The sequence below is a fragment of the Ochrobactrum sp. RH2CCR150 genome (assembly GCA_014138095.1).
Lineage (GTDB): Bacteria > Pseudomonadota > Alphaproteobacteria > Rhizobiales > Rhizobiaceae > Brucella > Brucella gambitense.
Window position 1 is genome coordinate 130,668 of sequence record JACGXE010000010.1, and the last position, 16,974, is coordinate 147,641.

The window sequence follows — 16,974 nt, forward strand, 5'->3', positions numbered from 1 at the left end:
TATGCCGGTTGAAAACTGGACGTCGAACCAGCTGGATGAACTCGTCGCATTCCGTCGCGACCTGCATGAAAATCCCGAGCTTCTTTACGATGTAAACCGGACGGCGGACAAGGTTGCCGAAGCGCTTCGTGCGGCTGGTCTTGATGAAGTGGCAACCGGAATCGGGCGCACCGGTGTTGTCGGCGTCATTCGTGGCCAAACCAACAATTCGGGTCGCACTGTTGCTTTGCGTGCGGATATGGATGCCCTGCCGATTCTGGAAGAAACCGGCGCAGAATGGTCCTCCAAAGTGCCGGGCAAGATGCATGCCTGCGGCCATGACGGTCATACGACGATGCTTCTCGGTGCCGCCCGTGAACTGGCGCAGAGCCGCGCTTTTGACGGCACGGTGATCGTGATCTTCCAGCCTGCCGAAGAAGGTGGCGCTGGCGCCAAGGCGATGATTGACGACGGCCTTTTCAAGCGCTGGCCCGTCAACGAGGTCTATGGCATGCACAACCGCCCGAACCTTGAGGTCGGACATTTCACCATCAATTCCGGCCCGATCATGGGTTCAGTCGATGTGCTCGACATCACCATTGAAGGCGTCGGCGGACATGCCGCTTCCCCGCATCAGACCATCGATCCCATTCCGGTAACGGCGGCGCTCATTCAGGCGATCCAGACACTGACCGCCCGCACGCTCGACCCGCTGGACTCGGCCGTGATTTCGATTACGACCATTCAGGGCGGTGACGCATTCAACGTTATTCCGCAGAAAATCCGGCTGACCGGGACGGTCCGCACGCTGCGCGAGGAAGTGCGCGACCACATCGAGAAAAAGCTGGCCCGTGCCGTGCAGGGTATCGCCGATGCTTTTGAGGCCAAAGCCACACTGGACTATCAGCGCAACTATCCCGTGACTGTCAACCACGAGCAGGAAACCGAGCTTGCGGCCCTCGCTGCCGAGGCGGTCTCCGGTGCCGAACGCATCACGCGCGACATGCCGGCAACGCTGGGCGGCGAAGATTTCGCGTTCATGCTCAACGAAGTTCCGGGGGCGATGATCAATATCGGCAATGGTCCAAGCGCCAATCTCCATCACCCGAAATATGACTTCAACGATGACGTTATCGCCTGGGGATGTTCTTATTGGACAACACTGGTTCGTCAAAGACTGCCCGTATAATGGGTTTCAAGCCCTGACTGGTTGATGTGCTGCCTTTTTTGGTGAGGCCGAAACCGCCTCACCAAAGATGTTCAAGCCGCGCTTTTCACAGGCGTTTGAGCTGATATTGGGAACAACCAGTCATACGCGATATTGAAGAGAAACGCATAGGCCAGGTAGAAAAGCACAATCACCACGTCCATCATCAGCGCCGCGATAATCGAAATGCCCAGATACCAGGCGATAAACGGTATCAGCAGCACAACAAGTCCTGCTTCAAACAGGATGGCGTGAACAACGCGCAGAGCCATGGTTTTCTGCACTGTTCCTCTGAGCCCCAACAAGGTTCGGTCAAATCCAAGATTGAAGAGAAAATTCCATATTGTTGCAGTTGTCGCGGATATGATCCCGATCACGCCCATCGCTTCGACCGGCTTGTTAAAAAGAATAGCCGAGGCCGGGATGAAAATTGCCAGTCCAATAATTTCAAACATCGCCGCGTGGCGAACACGATCCATAAAGCTACGCACTTTGATTTATTCCTTGATATTGGTGCGGCCTTTCTATCTACTATTATGGATTTTAAAAGTTAGATACTATCTGGATTTTAGATAGATGAATGTCGATCTGGACCAACTGGAAGCATTTGTTGCCGCCGCAGAACAAGGCTCGTTTTCAGCTGCAGCCCGTCATTTGCGCAAAGCACAATCAGCGGTCAGTGTATTGATTTCGTCTCTTGAAGACGACCTCAATGTCAAACTTTTCAGCAGGGCGACACGCAGTCCGATACTCACCGAGGCAGGGACAAGGCTGTTGCCGGAGGCGCGCCTCATGCTGGATCGGCGCGAACATCTTATCTCCATCGCCCGTAACTTTGATGAACTTGTCGAATCCAGACTGGTTGTCGCTCTCGACGAACTTTATCCCGAGCCGGCAGTCGCTGCACTTTTTGCCACCTTTGCGCAGCATTTTCCGCACGTTGAACTCGAACTCCAGTTTCCTCATTCGTCAGTGATCGCCGGGCTCTTGAAAGACGGTAAAGTTGACCTTGGCGTCATGTGGCGTCTCGACCAGATGCAGCCTGAACTTGGGTTCCAGACAATTGGCTGGGTGCCTCTCGTGCTCGTATGCGGGCGAAACCACCCGCTTGCCAGCACATCCGTAAGCTGGGAGGACCTGAGGACTCATCGGCAGATCATGGTTCGCAAGCGCAGCGACGAGGATGAAAAACACAGGCTGAGAGTTGCCGCAGAAGTCTGGTGGGTAGAAAGCCACTGGGTCATTTTGCAGATTCTGAAACAGGGAATCGGCTGGGCCTATATCCCGGAACATATCTTGCGGGGTTCACCTTTGGCGGACGAACTTGTCATTCCGCAATTACAGTTCGATGGTGGGGCGCATCCGGTGGCGCTTGAACTCGTCTGGAACAAGCACCGTCCGCATGGCCCCGCCGCCAATTGGCTCAGACAGCAATTTGCCTCAAACAGGTTCTAATCAGGTCCATCTTGGAGAGGCTTCGGCCCTGCATTGCAGCACTGCTGCACTACTCGACAATCATTGACGCAACGATCCTGTCTTCAGGTTCTGCACTTTCTGCAAGCCCATCTCGAACACCGATGCGATCTGCCATTGACCGGTTCTGGCTCATCTTGCACTTGCCTTCCAGCGTTTGGATTGGCATGCGCAAACCGACAATTCCGCGCAACTGGCCGATGATATAGGCTTCCGGCGCATCGCTGACAGCCCATGGATGACTCCGCTCCTTCTCATAAAGACCGGTGAGCCGGTTGACGACATCAAGCAGTCGTTCCGGCTCTTCGAAAAACTCGACGGACCCAGCCGCATGGACGGCGGTATAGTTCCAGGTTGGCACTACCTTTCCATGCTCCGCTTTGGTCGCGTACCACGACGGTGTGATATAAGCCTCAGGTCCCGTGAAAACCGCAAGACCCTGCCCCAAAACCGGTGCTTTCCATTGACTATTGGCGCGCGCGACATGACCGTATAGCGTGCCATATTCCCCCTCGTTCTCGTCCAGGAACAGAGGCAGCAGGGTCACCATCGGCCCATCGACTGTCGCCGTCACAAAATTGGCCGTGCGGCATTCGCGCATCATGCCGTGCAGCTTGGCGAGATCGTTCACTTGGAACGCTGGCGGATTGTACATCGATATTCTCCTTGTATCGAAGCCGCTCTACGCCTTAACTGGCTTTATAAGAATGACCAGTTTTATCTATTACGAGCATACCAATTTTCAGGATACTGGCCGTTAAGACCGCTTTTCAGCTGCACTGTGTTATTTCTTGACCGGGAACTGGAAATTGACACCCGCGAATATCTGCCACTTCGGTTGGCCGTCACCTTGATGCCAAACTGTGTATTGCGGTTCGATAAAGGCATTCATAGTGATGCCTTTATCCAGCTCAAAGACCTTACCAATACCGAAACCAACCGGAATATAGCCTTCATTGTCTTCGAGATTGAAATTCCATGTTGCTGTCGAGCGCAGATACCATCCATCCTTCAAATTGTAGTTGATGATCGGCTCAACCGTCGCCAAACTGACATTGTCTCTGTCACCGTGACCTGCGAACGACGTTTGATACGTCACCAGACCGCCCAATAGGCCCCAGCTTTGTGGAGCAACAACTACTCCCGAAATGCCAATTTGCCATTTGCCGCTGCCAAGAGCGTCGTCGGTCGCAGTTGGTATGACCAGTATCGGCCCGCCACCGAATGTGATGTCGCCATGCTTTGGGAGGATGAAAATATCCATAAGCGTCAGATCGCCCAGCCCCGTTACGTAACCGTCGGGAAACTGAGGCGCAGTGGCGATGGGCAGCGTGTAACGTAACAATTGCGGCAGACCGGCTATTTCTGCGGGTATCAGACCGCGCAGGAGAAACTGGTTGGATCGACGGTCGGGCAGTCCGTAAATTTCTGGCGAATAGTAATTATGGAAGTTGACCGTAATCTTCGGCGTTAGCGGATTATTGGCATCATTGACTGCCTGATGCTCTTGTGCTCCCGCCGCGCCCGTCATCGCAACCAACACTAACGCGCCGCAACTTATGCGAATGAATACCGACATACCGATTTCCCCACAGTTATGCAGGTGAAATGGTATCGAAAACACGCTGAGAATGAAGTTCGTTACAGTAACAAACAGAGTGCTTTTAAGTGTGCGGCGAACGCAGATTGATTATCATCGACAGACACCGTCAGGTCCCGATCACTGCCGACATCCGCACCAGATCAGCCAGCGACCCCGCCTGCATCTTCTGCATCACATGCGCACGGCGCACCTTCACCGTGATTTCCTTCACATCGAGTTTCGCCGCGATCTGCTTGTTCAAGAGACCTTCCACAACGAGCGCGAACACATCGCGTTCACCGGCAGTCAGACTTAGCCAACGGTCATGGATATCCGAACGGGCCTTGTCATCCTGCAAGCGCTTCTTCTCGGCGTCAATCGCCCGGTACACCGCATCCAACAGGTCGTGATCCCGGAATGGCTTCGGCAGAAAATCGACCGCACCATTCTTGATAGCCCTCACCCCCATGGCAATATCGCCGTGCCCTGTGATGAAAATAACCGGGATAACAATACCGAGCCCAGCCATCTGGGCGAAGAAATCCGTGCCTGTCTGCTCCGGCATCCGCACATCCAGTATGAGACAACAGGGACCGGGTTGACGTTCAAAGTCGAGAAAAGCACGCACAGATGCAAAGCTGATCGCCTTCATGTTGATGGAGGCAAACAGATCTTCCAGAGCCTGCCGGACAGAGAGGTCATCGTCAATAATATAGACGACTGAAGCTCTTTCATGTGTTGCTGTCATGCTCACCCGCCCTGACTGCTGGCACTTCTAAAACAAAAGTCACCCCATTTGATCCAGCTCCCAAAGCGCCTTGGGCATCTATCCAGATACGACCGCCATTCGCTTCGACAATCGTGCGGCTGATCGTCAAGCCCAGTCCAAAGCCGCCTTCCTTCGTCGTCCAGAACGCATCGAAAAGTCGTTCTCTGGCAATATTGGTCAATCCCGGCCCAGTATCAGCTATTGCAAATCGCAAACTGGCGTTTTCACCCAATGAGGACGTGATCAAGAGATGGCGCTCCCCATTCTCGATTTGTGACATAGCTTCCGCGCCATTGAGGATCAGGTTGCCAAAGACCTGCTGTATCTGAACCCGGTCTGCCCAAGCGGGTGGGAGTTCCGTGGCCAAGTCGAATTCAAAATGGACGTCGTTGCGATAAAGTTCGGCGGATGCGAGATCAACCATTTCGCGGATCGCCATATTGAAGTCGAAACTGCCCACCTTCGGCTTTTCGCCCTTAGACAGCCGACGAACACGATCAAGTATCTCACTTGCGCGATGAGAATCCGCAGATATTCGTTCGAATGCCGATAGGGCGCGCGCGGTGTTTGGTGGATCCTGCAAGAGCCAGCGACGCCCTGCCCCGGCACTCGTCTCAATTGCCACCAGAGGCTGACTGACTTCATGGGTGATAGAACCGGTCAATTGGCCAAGGGTGGTCAGGCGCGCAAGACGCAGCAAACGCTCGCGCGTCTCATGCGCTTCGGCTTCAGCATCGACCAACTTCAGGCCCAGATAGGCGGTGCATGCGATAGCGAGAATGCTGATCAATGTGTTGATGAAACCAACATTATACGCGCCTGAGCGCGTCAACCCGAAGCTCACGACGGTCAAGGCAATGCAACCTGCCGCAACGCCAATGACGGTACGGTGGGTGAACATTCTGGCCGAAACCAGCACGACCGCGGTATAGAACACAGCCGCCGCAATCGCGTAGTCGGTGACCGTATCGAACACGAAAATAGCCGCACTGATAAGTGCCAGCCCCAGAGATGTTGCAACGTTCCGAGGAGACATGCGGCGAAAGCCTTTCATTCGCATCCTATGTCTCCCTTCTGGTCTGCCGCTCATCGGCTCTTGCAACCTTATAGCTCCAATCCTTGCGCTTGATCTACCATGATCCACCGACAAGTAACCGAACGGATTTCGCGTGAATACGAGTCGACCGGCGCAGCAGCCAGCATGTCTGCCGCTGATTGAGCAAGCCAGCACGGGATAGACTGTAAGTTGCCTGCGCCAAACCGATAGCAGCAGTAGCCAGTATCCAGCAACAAAGCCGCTGCCCCAGATTTCTGATCCGCGTCCAAAAGCCTTTCTGGCGTGGACGCAATGGGGCGTTTTGACGAACATGCTTGGGCCCTTTAGGTCCGCTTTTAGGATGACCGGGCGTGCCGTTCGATGGCGGGGTAAATGCATATAGGTGTTCAGCGGTCATGTTTGTTTCTCTAAACAGCCGTTTCAAACAGGGATAAAAAAGTGACCAGCAGCAGAACTGCTGGTCACTTCCTTCGATGTGGCGCTGCGAGGCACCGACAGCGTCACATCAGAACCATTGGCCAAAACGGCGAATGTAGAAGGTCTTCATGGTCTGGGCGACGACGCAGTAAGCAAACAGCGTCGCGACAAGCCACGGGAAGTACGCCCATGGTAGCGGCTGCAAGCCGACCATTGCCCCAAGCGGAGAGAATGGAATGTAGATCCCAAGAGCCATGATCAGTCCCGTCATCAGCATCACCGGCAAAGCCGCCGTGCTCTGGATGAACGGTATCTTTTGTGTGCGCAGCATATGCACGACGAGTGTCTGCGACAGCAGACCTTCAATGAACCAGCCAGACTGGAACAGCGACTGCATTTCTGGCGTGTTGGCGGCAAAGACATACCACATCAGGGCAAAGGTCGTGATGTCGAAGATCGATGACGTCGGGCCAATCCAGAGCATGAAGCGGCCAATATTTCTGGCGTCCCATTTACGGGGCTTCGCGAGAAACTCCTTATCCATCCGATCCCATGGAAGCGAGAGTTGGGAAATATCGTACATCAGGTTCTGGATCAGCAGATGGATCGCCAGCATCGGCAGGAACGGAATGAAGGCGCTTGCCACCAGAACCGAGAACACGTTGCCGAAATTCGAGCTGGCAGTCATGTTGAGATACTTGATGATATTGCCGAAGGTTTCGCGCCCTTTGATAACACCCTCCTCCAGCACCATCAGGCTCTTTTCGAGGAGAATGATATCGGCGGATTCCTTCGCAATATCGGTACCGCTATCGACCGAAATGCCCACATCCGCATCCCGCAACGCCGGTGCATCGTTGATGCCATCGCCAAGAAAACCAACCGTGTGGCCATTTGCCTGCAATGCCTTGAGTACCCGGGACTTTTGCAAAGGTGTTAGCTTTGCAAAAACCGTTGTCTGCTCAACAATGACGCGCAGGGTCTCATCGCTCATCTTCTCGATTTCGCGTCCAAGAATTGGCGTGCCGGGCGCAAGCCCAACCTCGCGGCAGATCTTGGTCGTGACAACTTCATTGTCACCAGTGAGGACTTTGACGGCAACACCATGATCGGCCAGGGCGGCAATCGCAGGACGAGCGGTTTCCTTTGGCGGATCAAGGAAGGTCAGGAAGCCCTGTACGACCAGCTCCTTCTCGTCGGAGATACCATAGCGCGTCTGTGTCATGTCTGGGGCGATCTCGCGCGTGGCAACCACAAGCACACGGAAGCCATCGCGATTGTAATCACGTGCCAGTTCGACAAGCGCATTCCGGCGTGCATCGTCCAACGGCTTGATTTCGTCGCCGTCGCGAATTGCGGTTGAGATTGCCAGCATTTCTTCGACTGCACCCTTGCAGACCAACAAATGTTCGCCACCAAGCCCCTCAACCACGACCGACAAGCGACGTCGCACGAAATCGAAGGGCAGTTCATCCACCTTGTTGTAAATCCGGGCGGGCGCAGTCAGTGAAGACAAATCTTCGGAAAAGCGAATAACTGCCTGATCCATAAGGTTTTTCACGCCACTTTGATGGAAGCTGTTGAGCCAGGCCAGACGCAACACGCTGGGATCAACCTGACCATGAACGTCAAGGTGATGTTCAAGAATGATCTTGTCCTGTGTCAGTGTACCGGTCTTATCCGTGCAAAGCACATCCATTGCACCGAAATTCTGGATAGCATTGAGACGCTTCACCACCACTTTGCGGCGCGCCATGGCAACAGCGCCCTTGGCAAGATTTGACGAAACGATCATCGGCAGCATTTCGGGCGTCAGACCTACCGCCACCGCAAGCGCAAACATGAATGCGTCCGGCCAGTCTCCCTTGGTGAACCCGTTGATCAGCAGGACCACAGGCACCATCACCAGCATGAAGCGGATCAGCAACCAGCTCACGCTGTTGACGCCGCGATCAAAGGCTGTTTCGGCACGCGAGCCTACAATCGCTTTGGCGAGTGAGCCAAAATATGTCCGCGCACCCGTGGCGACCACCACGGCAGTCGCCGTACCACTGACGACATTTGTGCCCATGAAGCAGACCGACGGCAGGTCAAGCATGTCCACCTGATCGCCCGACATTGCTGTCGCATTTGCGGATTTTTCCGCGATGGCACCAAGCGTATCGTATTTTTCAACCGGTAAAGCCTCGCCCGTCAAAGCAGCCTGACTGACGAAGAGATCACGCGATTCAAGGAGGCGCACGTCGGCCGGAATCATGTCACCAGCAGAAAGCTTGACGATATCGCCAGCGACGAGGTCCGCCATTGGAACTTCAGCCAGCTTTGATTGCGAGCTTTGACCCGCCCCACGCTCCTGGCGACGCAACACCGTTGCCGTGGTGCGCACCATTGCCTTAAGTGCTTCCGCAGCATTTCCGGAGCGAAACTCTTGCCAGAAACGCAACAAGGCACTTAGCAACACCATCGTGAGAATGATCGTCACCCCGGTATATTCCGGCTCCTCGCCATTGCGCAGCGGCAAGATTATATCTGTGACGGATGATATAGCTGCCAGCGCAACCAGCACCGCAATGAACGGGTTCTTGAAGGCGAGCAGGAACTGCACTAAGGCATGCGGGCGCTTTTCATGCGCCACATGGTTGGGGCCGTCTTTGACGAGGCGCTCCCTGGCTTCGGCCTCAGTCAGTCCGTTGAGGTTTGTTTTGAAATTGGCAAGCGTCGTGTCGACGCTGTTTTGTGCTTCACGCACCGCACGCATCGACAGCTTCCTGTCGTCCTTACGTGTAGTCGTTGCCACAGGCTGTTTTACGATGGCATTCATGTCTTTATCCTCATGCCGCGATAACCGGCACGAGCACAGACATGCCCATCCTGCTAAAGGATGTGCAGAGCCATGCCGCACCGTCGAAGCGACGCCCGGTTTATGTGTCTGTTGAAATCCTGAGACGCCCGCCCGGATCGCGCCAAAGGCTGAATCCGAGCGGACCTACTAGGGTCATCGTCCATGGTTGATTTCCTCGTCGTCAATCGCACCTGATAGAGCAAGATTGCTCATCAATGCGCCCAGGTTGATGTCCGGTTCTGCTGACCAGCTGCAAGGAGCAGGCCGAAACGCTCCAGCACCGGCAAAGACCGGTACTGGGCGATTTCGTCGGAATCCTTGGTCCACCGGCATTCCACGCGTCCGTTCTCCGGGTTCACGTACCAGATGGTCATCAGCCGGGAAGCAGTTCCAACGGCTTTGTCGCCGCTGGCTTCAGCTTCGTAATGATGACGATACGTGGTTTGCCCACTGGAAGCGGTGGCGTAGTTGGCGGTACGCATATGCGCGCCAAAGCGCGCGCCAAAATTGGCGATTGCTGCTGCAATATTCATCTCTTACCTCATGACGCGCCACTGCAAGCGTCCGGGCAAGAGCATGAAGTCAGCTCTCTCCGAACAACCCCAGTGGCGACAGCTTTCGACTACTGTCGCTGGGCATTGTGGTTTCCTGTGTTAAGGAGCTGAATTCATTCGCTCCGACGGCATTTCAATAACAGATGCCTCTGTCATGAGCTACCATAATGCATGCCTTGTCCAAGGTGCATTATGGTACTTGAGATATACCAAGGTATATGGCTCACACTGAGCAGATCATTGATCACGGCGTTTTGCCAAACGCTCGGTTATCCGCTGTACAATGAAATACAAACCGGGCGTCAGCAACAAGCCGATCGTCGTTGCCGCTACCATACCGCCAAAGATCGTCACACCGACCGCCCGACGCGCGCCAGCACCAGCCCCCGAGGACAGGATCAAGGGCAAAATACCCAGAATGAACGACACGGCTGTCATCATCACGGCTCGGAAACGTTGCTCGGCTCCGGCCCTCGCCGCTTCAGCTGCAGTTAATCCCGCTTCTCGCTGTTCCTTAGCGAACTCCACAATCAAAATTGCATTTTTTGCGGCAAGGCCGATCAGCAACACCATCGCGATTTGAACATAGAGACTATTTTGAAGTCCGAAGGCCTTCAGGGCAGCCACCGCACCGAGCAAAGCCGCACCCAAAGAAACGATGACCACCGCTGGCAAGGCCCAGCTTTCATATTGCGCAACCAGGAAGAGATAGGCGAAGAGGAATGCAAGGGCAAAGACCAGTCCTTCCTGACCGCTGCTTCTGCTTTCCTGGAAAGACAGGCCCGACCATTCATAACCGTAACCATCAGGAAGTTTTTGCGATGCTACCGTCTCCATCGCTGCCATGGCCTGACCGCTACTTGCGCCGGCAGCCGGAACCGCATTGACCTGCGCGGAAACAGAGAGGTTGTAGCGCGTGATCACAAAGGGCGCGAGAACAGTGGTCAAGGACACCACACTGCGCAACGGGACCATTGTTCCGTTGCGGTTTCTCACATGGAGTTTCAAAATGTCTTCGCTATGGGCGCGAAAATCGGAATCCGCTTGCAGGTTGACCTGAAAGACACGCCCGTTAAGGGTAAAGTCGTTGACATAGCGCGAACCAAAATTAGCACCGATGACGGAGTAAATATCCGAGACACTGAGCCCGAGCGCTTCGGCGCGGGAGCGGTCCACATCGACATAAATTTGCGGCACATTCGCGTTGAATGTCGTGGCTGCGCCGCCGATTTCCTTGCTCTGATTGAAATAGCCCAAAAGCGCGTTTGTCACCTGCGCAATTTCCTCAGTCGACTGCCCTTGCAAGGCTTGCAAACGGAAGTCGAGCCCGCCGACAGATCCGATACCAGCAATCGCTGGCGGCGCAAATACTGATACAATTGCACCGGGGATTTGAGCGAATTGCGAACGCAGAGAGCCGATAATGTTATTCAGCCGCAGTTCTTCCTTCTCGCGGTCCTCCCACGGCAGGAGTGCTGCGACCGCCATGGCCCCGTTTGGTGTGCTGGTCGCTTGCAAAATACTGAAGCCCGCGACCGTTATAACGTCCTGAACCCCGGGCGTCTCGGTGAGAACCTTTCTGACATTCTCAACGATGCGATTGGTGCGGTCGAGTGAAGCTGCACTTGGCAACTGGATATCAACGAACAACGCTCCCTGATCTTCATCAGGAAGAAACGTGGCGGGTAGATTGACAAAAATGAGATACGCACCGGCAAAGCAAGCCGCAATGGCCGCAAGTGGAACATACCAATATTTGACGAGAACACCGACACACCTGCCATAGGCATTGCGGGTGCGTTCCATGAAACTTGAAAACCAGGCCAGAGGACCTCGTCGAAAGCCGCTCTGTCTCCGCCTGAGCAGCAGCGTCGCCAAAGCCGGGCTGAGCGTTAAACCAACGAATGAGGATATGACGAGAGCCGACGAGATCGTGACCGCGAACTGGCGATAAAGCTGCCCCCCAATGCCCGCCAGAAACGCTGTTGGTGTGACGACAGCGAGAAGCACCAGCGTTGTTGAGATGATCGGCCCAGTGATCTGATGCATCGCCTTGCGCGTTGCTTCAACGACGGTGATATCAGGTGTATCATCCAGCACATGCTTGACGTTTTCGACGACAAGAATGGCGTCATCAACAACGAGGCCAATGGCGAGAACGAGAGCCAGCAACGATATCATATTCAGCGAATAGCCAACCGCCAGCAGGACAGCGACCGCACCAAGCATGGAGACCGGTATGGCAAGGGCGGAAATCAGCGTCGCCCGCCAGTCCTGCAGGAAGATGAATGTTACCGCCAGCACGATGACGAATGCTTCAAACAATGTCCGCGTGGTCAATTGCAGGCTGGCATCGACAAACCGCGTTGCATCATAAACAACGTGATATTGCAGCCCTGCAGGAAACCGCGAAGACAACCGCTTGAGTTCAGCCTGAACGGCTGTCGCGGTCTGTATCGCATTGGCGCCGGGCGATTGGTTGATCTGCAACATCGCAGATTCATGACCGGCAAAACTAGCTCGTGAGGCATAATTGCGTGCACCAAGTTCGAGACGTGCTATATCCCGAAGAAATACCTTCGCGCCATCGGCTCCGGTGCGGATGACGATAGCTCCAAATTCGTCCGCATCACGCAGTCGCCCCTGCGCGACCAGCGTATACTGAAGCTCCGTTCCCACCTCCATGGGAGGCGCACCTGACTGCCCCAGTGTAGCCTGAATATTCTGCCGCTGGATGGCGGCTGAAACCTCATCAACGGTTATTCCAAGAGCATCCATTCTCTGCGGATTGAGCCAGACACGCATCGAATATTCAGACGCGCCGGTAACGCTCGCCTCACCGACACCGGCCACACGCGAAATCGCATCGACAATCGTCGTCGTGGTAAAGTTGGTGATCTCCAGCGCGCTCAGGCTATCGTCAGGAGAGTAAAAAGCTATGCCCAGCACAAAATCGGGCGAGCGTGATCGGACAGAAACGCCCTGCTGTGCGACGGCAGCAGGCAATCGAGAAATTGCCAGTTGCGCACGATTTTGCACATTGATCTGCGCAAGCTCCGGGTCAGTGCCCACTTCAAATGTGACGGACAGCGAGTACTGTCCGGCATTGGAGCTCGTGGATGACATATACATCATATCATCCACGCCATTGATGGCTGTTTCTAGCGGACCACCGACCACGTCGGCAATGACTTCCGCACTGGCGCCCGGATATGTTGCCGACACAGTGACTGTTGGTGGCGTAATCTGCGGATATTGCTGGATAGGCAAAGAGAAGACGGCAATTGCACCAGCAATGGAAATGAGAAGGGAGATAACGATTGCGAGACGCGTTCGCCGTATGAAAGTTTCAGAAATCATTGAGCGGCCCCCGGTTCTTCCGGCGACGCTTCCTGTGGCGAAACCGACTGTCCGTCCGCAATTCTTTGCAAGCCTTCGACGACTATCGTCTCACCCTCATTGATCCCCTCTTTAACGGACCAGTCATTGCCAATACGAACGCCGGTCACAATCTGACGCCGGGTGACCGTGTTATTATCGTTCAGAACAAAGACGAACTTGCCTTCGCGGTCCTGCAGAACGGAGGCCATGGGAACAATCGGCAATATCTTGGCCGCTTCATCCATCAGACTGACGGCAACAGTCTGGCCTGGGAGCAGAATGTGGTCCGGGTTTGCAAACAGGGCGCGCACCGCAATTGTGCCCGTCTGCGCATTGACCTCGTTATCGATGAACTGGATGGTTCCGGCAGGCTCATAGCGCTTGCCATTGGCGAGCGTGAGTGTGGGCTGGAAACTATTCAGATCGACTGTCCCACCGCGCGCCTCTTTTTGGCGAATAGCGATGAGCGTCCGGTCTGTAATGGAGAAGACAACCCGAACAGGATCGAGCTGGACAATGCGCGCCAGCGGTCCGGCACCAGGGCCAACGAGATTGCCAACGGTAAAAAGCGATCTGCCAATGGTGCCGTTGATCGGGGAACGGATCTGTGTGTAGGAAAGATTGAGCTTGGCCGTATTGAGCGCAGCCTCGGCGCTTTGAACATCCGCCGACGCAATATCGAACGCGGCCTGAGCATCATCCAGAGACGCCTGAGAAGCGGTATTGCGATTGGCCAGTGTTCGCGTTCGCGTCAGGGTCTGTCTGGCGGCATTCTGGGACGCTTGCGCGCGCGCAACCTGCGCTTCAGCGGACGCTGCTGCCGCCTGCATCTGATCCGGCTCAATTTCGAAAAGGAGATCGCCCGCTTTTACGGCGCTGCCCTGTTCGAAGCTCTTACCTTTGAGAAATCCGGTGATCCGGGCCTGAATATCAACGGCTTCTATCGCTTCGACCTGCCCGTTGAATTGAAGTGGTGCGGTGGAAGGCGCGGAGCCAACCTTCCTGACAACCACTGATGGTGCAGGCTGTGCAGCTGGCGATTGCTGGGCCAGAACCGGATGCATGAACATGAGTGAAAGCACCCCGGAAAGGGCAAAGTTCAAGGAGACAAAACCGAGGGTCTTCATCAACTGTGCGTCCTCCTGCGGCCAGACATTGACCGATCATTCATGCATTTCGTGTGCTAAAGGCTATTCCCACATAGGCCAAACCGGCTATCAGCAAGGCAATTCCCGCGATCGACCCGGATGCGAGTTCGCGTGTCAACGGCCATTTCAAAAAGAGAGCTGCACTGGCCATCCAGGCGATAAGCCCGGAAACTGCAAACCAGTACCAGCCTTTGGTTGGATGAATCTTGATCGCTAATGCGATCTGAAGAAATCCATGTACGAAAACGACAATCGCAATCAGCAAAGTTATCGCGAGTACACCTTTGAGTGGATTGAGATAGATCATAATTCCACCGACCAGTTCCACCACACCTGCCAGCTCTTGCCAGACAAAACCAGCCCAGCTTTTAACTTTGAGCGACTGGACAATCTTGACAATGCCGATTGCCATGAGAACCACACCGAAGATGGTACTTGCTGCAAACTCTGAGAAAACCGGCAGAAACAGAGAGAGGGCACCACCCGCTAACAATAAGACGCCGATGCCAAGAAAACCCTTCCATTTCTTCTGCTCAATCGTCTTGCGCTCCAGATGTGGTAAATCGTGAACTTCCATGCATAAGCCCTTTCAGCCACGATCATGATCTAAGCGCACCCTCTACTGAACGAGAGACTAAGAAGAATATGGCGCCCGTCAGCGGCGCCACCTTACAGTGCGAACATTGGTTATGCGTCCATCGCGTGCACGAACCGTCACATCGTAGGTGCGCCTGAAACGATCCCCACGATAGAGAAAGTGACTGCCTCTACAGTCAATTGCACGAACATTTCGGAAACCGCGTGTTCTCAGGATTCTGGTCCCTTCGGAACAGCGAATTCTGTGACCGCTATTCAGCCTTGTACCAACCAGGGCGGCCTGGTTCTGGCTGAACGCCTGAACGGGTTCGGCCACCGTACCCGCGACGGTTAATGCAAACAATGCGAGAATGGCGGCAATGGATCGAAACATTCTCCCCTCCTCTCCAAACCCTCGTCGAGAGATGTACTTTACGAAGGCCCTTATCGACAAGGCGCTTCAAATATGCGGCCATGTTGATCCCGATAACGGCAGTACTGAACGCCATTTCGGGTCTGCGCGACCCCGACCAGCGTTCCTGCTGCAGCGCCAATCGCAGCACCGGTAAGCGCACTGCGCGTATTGCCGCCAATCGCGGCACCAGCGAGACCACCGATTGCAGCACCGCCGACGCCATATCCAGCGGTTCTCTGCTCCGAAGACGTACAAGCACTCGCGGCAAAACCGACAGCGGTAACAACCAACACGCTGAACATGTATCTGTTCATGACATCCTCCCTCCAAGGCAGTGAGCGTCAGAATTAATTCCAGGTTAGTCAGAATAGAAAATATCTGCATGTCACCAAAACATATGCTGCTTTGGCACTTCATCCAGTCGACCTAGAGTTGCAGAGTATTGAACTTACTTCGATTTTTAGAACAGACCGTGTAGGGACTTATCTACGGCCGGGCCGATGCCACCGATCAACGCGCACGACGCGCCCATCACGCGCTCTAACCTCAACTCGTAATGCCTGCTGATTGCGCGTGCCGCGGATGACATAGTGTGGTCTGCGGCAGTCGATTTCACGAACATTCGTCAAACCGCGCATTGCAAGACGCCGGGAGGCTTCTCTACAGGTTAAAGATCGACCGTTGTTCAATTCCGTACCAACAACGACGCTTCTGTGCATAGGACGCGCGTTTGCGTCAATGGAGAAAAAAAGCGTAGATAACGCTGCCAGAAGGATTACGGCTTTCGATGCAGGAGCAATTGCATACATCTGTGACCCTCCACTTTGCTATGGATTATTTGAATATAACTACATTTAAAACTTAACAGCAATCCCTTTTATTTAAGTTCGCAGATAAACAATAAGCCAACCTACCGCGTAACGTAGATTGGCTTATTGCGACTGACTGGTGTTGTAACGTCAGAAAATGCGGATCATGACATGCTGGCAACCACTGAAAACCGGGTTATGGCTAAACCGCACCTACGGCAACATGGCTTCGGCTTTTGAAATGCCGTTGAGCTGGAATGAAAATGCCAGATCTCGCCCATCTCGTGACTTGAGCGCCGTTGTCATGGTCTTTCCGCCACGCAGCGCTTTCAGCCATTGGGCATCGACCTTCGCATCAGCATAGCAGCCACCCGCATCGCAGCTTTGCCATGTGAGCGAGCCCACCTGCTTTTCATCGATCAGAATTTTGACAGGATCGGTCAGGCTTACCCCATAGGGCAAAGTGAATGCAGCTGCGGTTTCAGGCTTGCCGGCAACACGGGTAAACGATGCTGTCGCCACACGCTGGCTCTGATTGCCTTGTCGCATCACGATGCTCTGCGAAACTTCACATAGCAGCTGTTCCGGCTGCAACTGATTGGAGCATGTCATCAGCCAGAGCGGTGCCGCCGGAGCGGCGTTTTGGTCGGCTTGTTGCGTATCGCTCGCCGCAGCTGGCGGAACCTGCGCCAAGGCAGCAGCAGAACCGCAGCTCATCATTGCAGTCATAGCGATCATCGTTGCAGTCAGTCGGTTCATGGTCTC

Annotated in this window: 14 protein-coding genes; 2 read left to right on the top strand and 12 right to left on the bottom strand. The window is 54.5% G+C overall.

Translation table 11 applies throughout. The features are described 5' to 3' along the window. Position 1: 1 nt before the first annotated feature. On the top strand, positions 2–1,168 hold the full coding sequence (locus FHW03_RS18985) for a M20 aminoacylase family protein (RefSeq protein WP_182522032.1): 1,167 nt from the start codon (positions 2–4) through the stop codon (positions 1,166–1,168). A gap of 71 nt (positions 1,169–1,239) precedes the next feature. On the opposite strand, the gene FHW03_RS18990 is transcribed toward FHW03_RS18985, so the two are convergent. Next, complete coding sequence (locus FHW03_RS18990; protein ID WP_182522033.1) at positions 1,240–1,677, bottom strand: PACE efflux transporter; 438 nt, start codon at positions 1,675–1,677, stop codon at positions 1,240–1,242. An 85-nt stretch (positions 1,678–1,762) separates the two neighbouring features. Here FHW03_RS18990 and FHW03_RS18995 point away from each other — a divergent pair, with 85 nt between their 5' ends. Beyond that, complete coding sequence (locus FHW03_RS18995) at positions 1,763–2,641, top strand: LysR family transcriptional regulator (protein WP_182522034.1); 879 nt, start codon at positions 1,763–1,765, stop codon at positions 2,639–2,641. 49 nt (positions 2,642–2,690) lie between these two features. On the opposite strand, the gene FHW03_RS19000 is transcribed toward FHW03_RS18995, so the two are convergent. The 11 genes from FHW03_RS19000 to FHW03_RS19050 all read right to left on the bottom strand — a co-directional run bounded on the left by FHW03_RS19000 (position 2,691) and on the right by FHW03_RS19050 (position 16,968). Continuing rightward, entirely contained in the window at positions 2,691–3,314 is a 624-nt protein-coding gene (locus FHW03_RS19000) for an FMN-binding negative transcriptional regulator (RefSeq protein WP_182522035.1), read from the bottom strand. Positions 3,315–3,443: 129 nt separating this feature from the next. Beyond that, positions 3,444–4,238: a hypothetical protein gene (locus FHW03_RS19005; protein ID WP_182522036.1), complete on the bottom strand. Its 795-nt coding sequence runs from the start codon at positions 4,236–4,238 to the stop codon at positions 3,444–3,446. A gap of 130 nt (positions 4,239–4,368) precedes the next feature. Further along, the gene (locus FHW03_RS19010) at positions 4,369–4,989 is read right to left on the bottom strand and encodes a response regulator (protein ID WP_182522037.1); all 621 of its coding nucleotides are present in this window, start codon (positions 4,987–4,989) and stop codon (positions 4,369–4,371) included. Next, positions 4,973–6,046: a sensor histidine kinase gene (locus tag FHW03_RS19015; RefSeq protein WP_377515203.1), complete on the bottom strand. Its 1,074-nt coding sequence runs from the start codon at positions 6,044–6,046 to the stop codon at positions 4,973–4,975. Before FHW03_RS19015 ends, FHW03_RS19010 begins: the two co-directional genes overlap by 17 nt. Before the next feature lie 526 nt (positions 6,047–6,572). After that, entirely contained in the window at positions 6,573–9,305 is a 2,733-nt protein-coding gene (mgtA, locus tag FHW03_RS19020; protein WP_182522039.1) for a magnesium-translocating P-type ATPase, read from the bottom strand. Between the two features lie 233 nt (positions 9,306–9,538). Then, positions 9,539–9,859, bottom strand: coding sequence for a hypothetical protein (locus tag FHW03_RS19025; protein ID WP_182522040.1), 321 nt, complete (start codon positions 9,857–9,859; stop codon positions 9,539–9,541). Positions 9,860–10,117: 258 nt separating this feature from the next. Continuing rightward, the gene (locus FHW03_RS19030) at positions 10,118–13,240 is read right to left on the bottom strand and encodes an efflux RND transporter permease subunit (RefSeq protein ID WP_182522041.1); all 3,123 of its coding nucleotides are present in this window, start codon (positions 13,238–13,240) and stop codon (positions 10,118–10,120) included. Then, positions 13,237–14,388 carry an efflux RND transporter periplasmic adaptor subunit gene (locus tag FHW03_RS19035; RefSeq protein WP_280993843.1) on the bottom strand — a complete coding sequence of 384 codons (1,152 nt, stop codon included), beginning with the start codon at positions 14,386–14,388 and terminating at the stop codon, positions 13,237–13,239. The genes FHW03_RS19030 and FHW03_RS19035 overlap by 4 nt, the downstream gene beginning before the upstream one ends. Positions 14,389–14,428: 40 nt before the next feature. After that, the gene (locus FHW03_RS19040; RefSeq protein WP_182522043.1) at positions 14,429–14,986 is read right to left on the bottom strand and encodes an HdeD family acid-resistance protein; all 558 of its coding nucleotides are present in this window, start codon (positions 14,984–14,986) and stop codon (positions 14,429–14,431) included. Positions 14,987–15,429: 443 nt separating this feature from the next. After that, positions 15,430–15,714, bottom strand: coding sequence for a glycine zipper 2TM domain-containing protein (locus FHW03_RS19045; RefSeq protein WP_182522044.1), 285 nt, complete (start codon positions 15,712–15,714; stop codon positions 15,430–15,432). Between the two features lie 708 nt (positions 15,715–16,422). Then, positions 16,423–16,968, bottom strand: coding sequence for an invasion associated locus B family protein (locus FHW03_RS19050; RefSeq protein WP_182522045.1), 546 nt, complete (start codon positions 16,966–16,968; stop codon positions 16,423–16,425). Between the last annotated feature and the right edge of the window lie 6 nt (positions 16,969–16,974).

Bases quoted from the DNA above. Each gene is read 5' to 3' on its own strand.
- FHW03_RS18985 (WP_182522032.1), top strand. From the start codon at position 2: ATGCCGGTTGAAAACTGGACGTCGAACCAGCTGGATGAACTCGTCGCA.
- FHW03_RS18995 (WP_182522034.1), top strand. From the start codon at position 1,763: ATGAATGTCGATCTGGACCAACTGGAAGCATTTGTTGCCGCCGCAGAA.
- FHW03_RS19000 (WP_182522035.1), bottom strand. From the start codon at position 3,314: ATGTACAATCCGCCAGCGTTCCAAGTGAACGATCTCGCCAAGCTGCAC.
- FHW03_RS19005 (WP_182522036.1), bottom strand. From the start codon at position 4,238: ATGTCGGTATTCATTCGCATAAGTTGCGGCGCGTTAGTGTTGGTTGCG.
- FHW03_RS19010 (WP_182522037.1), bottom strand. From the start codon at position 4,989: ATGACAGCAACACATGAAAGAGCTTCAGTCGTCTATATTATTGACGAT.
- FHW03_RS19015 (WP_377515203.1), bottom strand. From the start codon at position 6,046: ATGTCTCCTCGGAACGTTGCAACATCTCTGGGGCTGGCACTTATCAGT.
- mgtA (WP_182522039.1), bottom strand. From the start codon at position 9,305: ATGAATGCCATCGTAAAACAGCCTGTGGCAACGACTACACGTAAGGAC.
- FHW03_RS19025 (WP_182522040.1), bottom strand. From the start codon at position 9,859: ATGAATATTGCAGCAGCAATCGCCAATTTTGGCGCGCGCTTTGGCGCG.
- FHW03_RS19030 (WP_182522041.1), bottom strand. From the start codon at position 13,240: ATGATTTCTGAAACTTTCATACGGCGAACGCGTCTCGCAATCGTTATC.
- FHW03_RS19035 (WP_280993843.1), bottom strand. From the start codon at position 14,388: ATGAAGACCCTCGGTTTTGTCTCCTTGAACTTTGCCCTTTCCGGGGTG.
- FHW03_RS19040 (WP_182522043.1), bottom strand. From the start codon at position 14,986: ATGGAAGTTCACGATTTACCACATCTGGAGCGCAAGACGATTGAGCAG.
- FHW03_RS19045 (WP_182522044.1), bottom strand. From the start codon at position 15,714: ATGAACAGATACATGTTCAGCGTGTTGGTTGTTACCGCTGTCGGTTTT.
- FHW03_RS19050 (WP_182522045.1), bottom strand. From the start codon at position 16,968: ATGAACCGACTGACTGCAACGATGATCGCTATGACTGCAATGATGAGC.